The 4,415-nt window shown below is 34.3% G+C and carries 4 protein-coding genes; 2 read left to right on the forward strand and 2 right to left on the reverse strand.

What is annotated here, in order from left to right; genetic code table 11:
- Positions 1-420, forward strand: a 420-nt coding sequence (locus LRA01S_RS10200; RefSeq protein WP_156470238.1) for a universal stress protein, incomplete at its 5' end; no start/stop codon positions are given.
- 556 nt (positions 421-976) lie between these two features.
- Positions 977-2,218: an L-lactate MFS transporter gene (locus LRA01S_RS10205; RefSeq protein ID WP_003139954.1), complete on the forward strand. Its 1,242-nt coding sequence runs from the start codon at positions 977-979 to the stop codon at positions 2,216-2,218.
- 678 nt (positions 2,219-2,896) lie between these two features.
- Here the strand turns inward: LRA01S_RS10205 and LRA01S_RS10210 are convergent.
- Together LRA01S_RS10210 and LRA01S_RS11120 are read right to left on the reverse strand one after the other, a co-directional pair.
- Complete coding sequence (locus LRA01S_RS10210) at positions 2,897-3,487, reverse strand: recombinase family protein (protein WP_061775509.1); 591 nt, start codon at positions 3,485-3,487, stop codon at positions 2,897-2,899.
- Positions 3,488-3,592: 105 nt separating this feature from the next.
- The coding region (locus LRA01S_RS11120; RefSeq protein WP_061775510.1) for a DUF1129 domain-containing protein at positions 3,593-4,415 on the reverse strand (823 nt) is incomplete at its 5' end.

Consider the following 4,415-nt stretch of genomic DNA (forward strand, 5'->3'; position numbering starts at 1 on the left):
TTTAAAAATATTTTAGTTGGGGTAGATGAATCAGAAGGAGCTCAAAAAGCCTTTCAATATGCTGTAAAGCAAGCGAGTAAAACTGGAGCCGCATTACTGATTGCCTCAATTTTAGAAATTGAAGAGTTGAATGTTTATGAAGCATTAGACCCTGAGTACTTGAGCCAGAAACAAAGTCAATTGTTACTTAATTTGAAAAAGTACAAACAATATGCAGAAAATAGCGGTGTAAAAAACATTCAGCTGTACAGTGGAGAAGGTGATCCGGCCGAGGAAATTACTAAGACGATTTTGCCAGCAACATCTGCAGATATCTTAATCATTGGATCGCGATCAATGCATGGAATTAAAGGATATTTTGGTTCGCATGCTACTTATATGGTTAAAAATTCTCCAATCTCAATTACAGTTATTAAGTAAATATTGCAGATAATATGTATTTGGGTCAATATCTTGGACAAATTTTAATAGAGGGCGCGTTTGATTTTCAAACTTCGCAACAGAACCAAAATAAGCATAACTTTTAAAGTGCTCCATAATTGTTAGACAAGAAATCTAACAGTTATGGAGCACTTTAGGTTCCCTGTGCTTTTTTATTTGTTCAAAAACAGCAACCGTAATTTGTTTTTTCCCAGTACTATAGATAACTTAAATGTACTTTTCATTAGCCAACGTTAAAATTCGTCTTATACTAAAATTTAATTGTTTAAATGTGATAAACAATGTGATATTATTATTATATGCCAACAATGGTTGTGAACAACGTTTAAATTATTCGTATACTTATTCGTATAGGGCACCTCTAAAAACTGCTTTTGATAACTTTTGAGATAAATTTTTCTAGCGCTAGGCATTGCGACAAAGCTTACTGCTGTAAGGTGCGGAGCAATAACGACGCGATAGGTAAATTTAGCCAAAAGTGGTAAATTTGAGTTTTTAGAGGTGCCCTATACTATCAAAAATGGAGGAATTTGTCTTGAAAACAAATCGCTATGTTGTTGCGTTTGCAGGTGTCATGTTTCATTTAATGATTGGTTCCGTTTATGCTTGGAGTGTTTTTACTAATCCAATTGCAAAACAAAATGGTTGGGCAGAATCCTCAGTCGCTCTTGCATTTAGTATCGCTATTTTCTTCTTGGGAATGTCAGCCGCCTTTATGGGCAAAGTCGTTGAAAAAATAGGCCCTAGACTAACGGGAACTATTGCTAGCTTTCTTTACGGAACTGGAACCATTATGACTGGTTGGGCTATCCATCAAAATTCAATTTGGCTATTATATCTCTCATATGGTGTCATAGGCGGCTTAGGACTGGGAGCAGGATACGTTACCCCTGTATCAACAATTATTAAATGGTTTCCAGACAAACGCGGTTTAGCAACGGGGTTAGCTATTATGGGATTTGGTTTTGCAGCAATGCTGACTGGTCCTGTTGCTCAACAGCTAATGGCTAGTGTTGGTCTTGAACAAACATTCTATCTCTTAGGAACATTTTATTTTGTTATTATGCTGCTCGCTGCACAGTTTATTGTTCGTCCAAATCTGGCACTATCAAACACTACTGAAAATAGCATTTCTCAAAAAAAGGGAACACGTCTAACACGAGGACCGGAGCTAACAGCTAACCAAGCCCTCAAAACTAAATCCTTCACTTTTCTTTGGATAATGTTCTTTATCAATATTACATGCGGGATCGGCCTTGTCTCAGCTGCATCCCCCATGGCTCAAAGTATGACCGGCATGTCTGTCCAAACAGCCGCAATTATGGTTGGAATCATAGGCCTTTTCAATGGCTTTGGACGTTTGATATGGGCAACTTTGTCTGATTATATCGGGCGCCCTGCTACTTTCAGTGCCATTTTTATTCTCGATATTGTAATGCTTTCAGCTATGCTCATCTTCAAATTACCGCTCCTATTTGTCATTGCATTATGCTTGTTGATGTCTTGTTATGGAGCAGGCTTTTCTGTCATCCCAGCCTACTTAGGTGATGTCTTTGGTACTAAAGAATTAGGAGCTGTTCATGGATATGTACTGACAGCATGGGCTGCTGCCGGAGTTGTTGGACCATTACTATTATCATTAACACATCAACTGTTCCACAATTATACTTTGACATTAGCTGCCTTTATTTTGATTGATCTATTGGCACTGCTAATCTCATTCTGGATACAACGAGATTTCATTAAAGCCAGCAAATTAATAAAAAGCAAATCATAAAAAACTACTTTAAAGCGCATTAAATTATTAAAAACTAAGACAAAATTGCATAAAAAAGAGTCTAAAACAGCATGAGCCGTAAAGTGCAACACAAAAGTTAGACAAAATTGAATATTTTTAAACTGCTAAGGCATGTTCCCTGTATTCGCAGGGAGTCATGCCTTTTGTTTTCTGCGATATTCGTCGATTGTAAAACCGGTTCTGTTGCAAAGTTTTCCAAAAAATCTATTTTAGTGTAAAATTGAGAAAAAAGAAGATGTCTTAAAAGAATTTGAAATTAAGCTCTATTTTTTTTCAAAAAGGGGGATTGGGGGACACCACCAAAAATAAAAATATTCGTCTGAAACAAACAAAAATAAAATTGGAAATTTTAGGTTTTGTGAGTGAAAGATGAATTATTTTTAGTGTAAGTGTAGCCACACTTGCGAAGTTCACCACAATACTTTATAACGTTTTTATTTACATGAGCAAAGCGAGTTTTTCCAACACGTTTAATCTAAAATATTGGCAATTTATACCATGATTTTCATGGTATATAAGTGCGCCCTTAGGAAAATAATTTGAATATATTTCAGATTTTCAATCTGACTGCTCCTGTCATCGAGCAGACCAATGAAGTCTAATCAAAAGGCTTGCCAACACAAACCGTTGACAAGCCTTTTGGTTAGGGATATTTTTTTATTTTCTTTTAATACCATACTTTGTTAAATATCGTTTTAGTGTACTGACTGGAATTTTAGTATGATGTTCAATTTCTTTTAAAGTATATTCTTTTGATTGATATAGATTAAACGCTCTTTGTAGTAAAGGGTCGTCTTTTTGAAAGGTACTTTTTCTTCCAGTAAATCGTCCTTTTTTCTTTGCTAACTCAATCCCTTGTGCCTGCCTTTCCTTAATTCTTTTCCGTTCGCTTTCCGCTTGATATTTGTATAATTCAACGACTAAATTATTAATTAATCGTCTCAAATTTTCGTCTTCAATCCCATTCATTGAGGGCAAGTTTAAGACTTCCAGCGTAGCTCCTTTTTGTTGAATGTCATTCATAATCTCTGTAAGGTCTTTATTGTTCCGCCCTAAACGGTCTAACTCCGTTACAATGACAATATTCCCCTCACGCAGATAGTCCAGCATGGCTTGTAATTGAGGACGTTCGGTGGATTGTCCGCTTGCTTTATCTGAAAAGACCTTAGAAACGCTCTGTAACGCTTCTAATTGTCTATCTAGGTTTTGTTCTTTGCTACTCACTCGTGCATAACCAATTTTACTCATAAATCACACTCCCTATTTTGGCAAACTCTAATGAGCCTTTACAAATCTTATTATATCAGAAAAACAAAAAAGCCCACTAGAGTGTACTCCAATGGGCTTTTGCTTTTAATCGTTTTTCTTTAATTTTCTATATATAAACCACATCAACAAGTACTGTAGCAGTAATCCTATTATTAATACAATAGCTAAACCTATCCTTCCGTCAGAAGTGTTTATAATTGTTCTAAAGAAATTTATACGTATAATAATACCAGCTATTGCAGAGATTACTATAGGAGGTATAAACGGAATCCATATTTGTTTTTCATTCGTTTTATTAAAAAGATAGGAAATGATTAAAAGAGCTAACAATATAAGAAATATCCCTAAATTATTTGATAATCTTACTTGTAATCCTGTGTTTAGTTGGAATGATAGTAAAAAGAAGACAACAAGTCCTACTCCAAAGAATAGTGACAATATTATATTCATAATCTTAGATTCATATCTATATAAACAATATCCCATAAATAATAATAAGGCGATAACAAGAAATACCAGATAAACACCTGAGATTAAGAAATTACCAATATCAATATATTCTTCAAATGAGGCTAAAATGGGTATAAGTTTCATTAAACATACTATCCCTAACGAACTAATAATAATTTTTATTGTATCTATCACGTTTATAGGCAATTCTTTAATAATATTGTCAGCTACTTGTTTAGGATTTTTGCCTAAATAATATTCTGCGGATTGTCCGTGTTCCTGTCCTTCCAATATATCTTCTAAAATTTCTAATAACATTTCTTCAGACTTTTTTTCATCTCTTATAAGAGACATTACTCTAATGTAAACTAAAAGATTGCCATAATATTTTTTATTTTCTTTTGTTAGGTGCTCTTGAAGTTCAGCATTACGTTCAATAATCTTATTAGTTTTCATA

It is taken from the genome of Pseudolactococcus raffinolactis NBRC 100932, assembly GCF_001591765.1.
Lineage (GTDB): Bacteria > Bacillota > Bacilli > Lactobacillales > Streptococcaceae > Pseudolactococcus > Pseudolactococcus raffinolactis.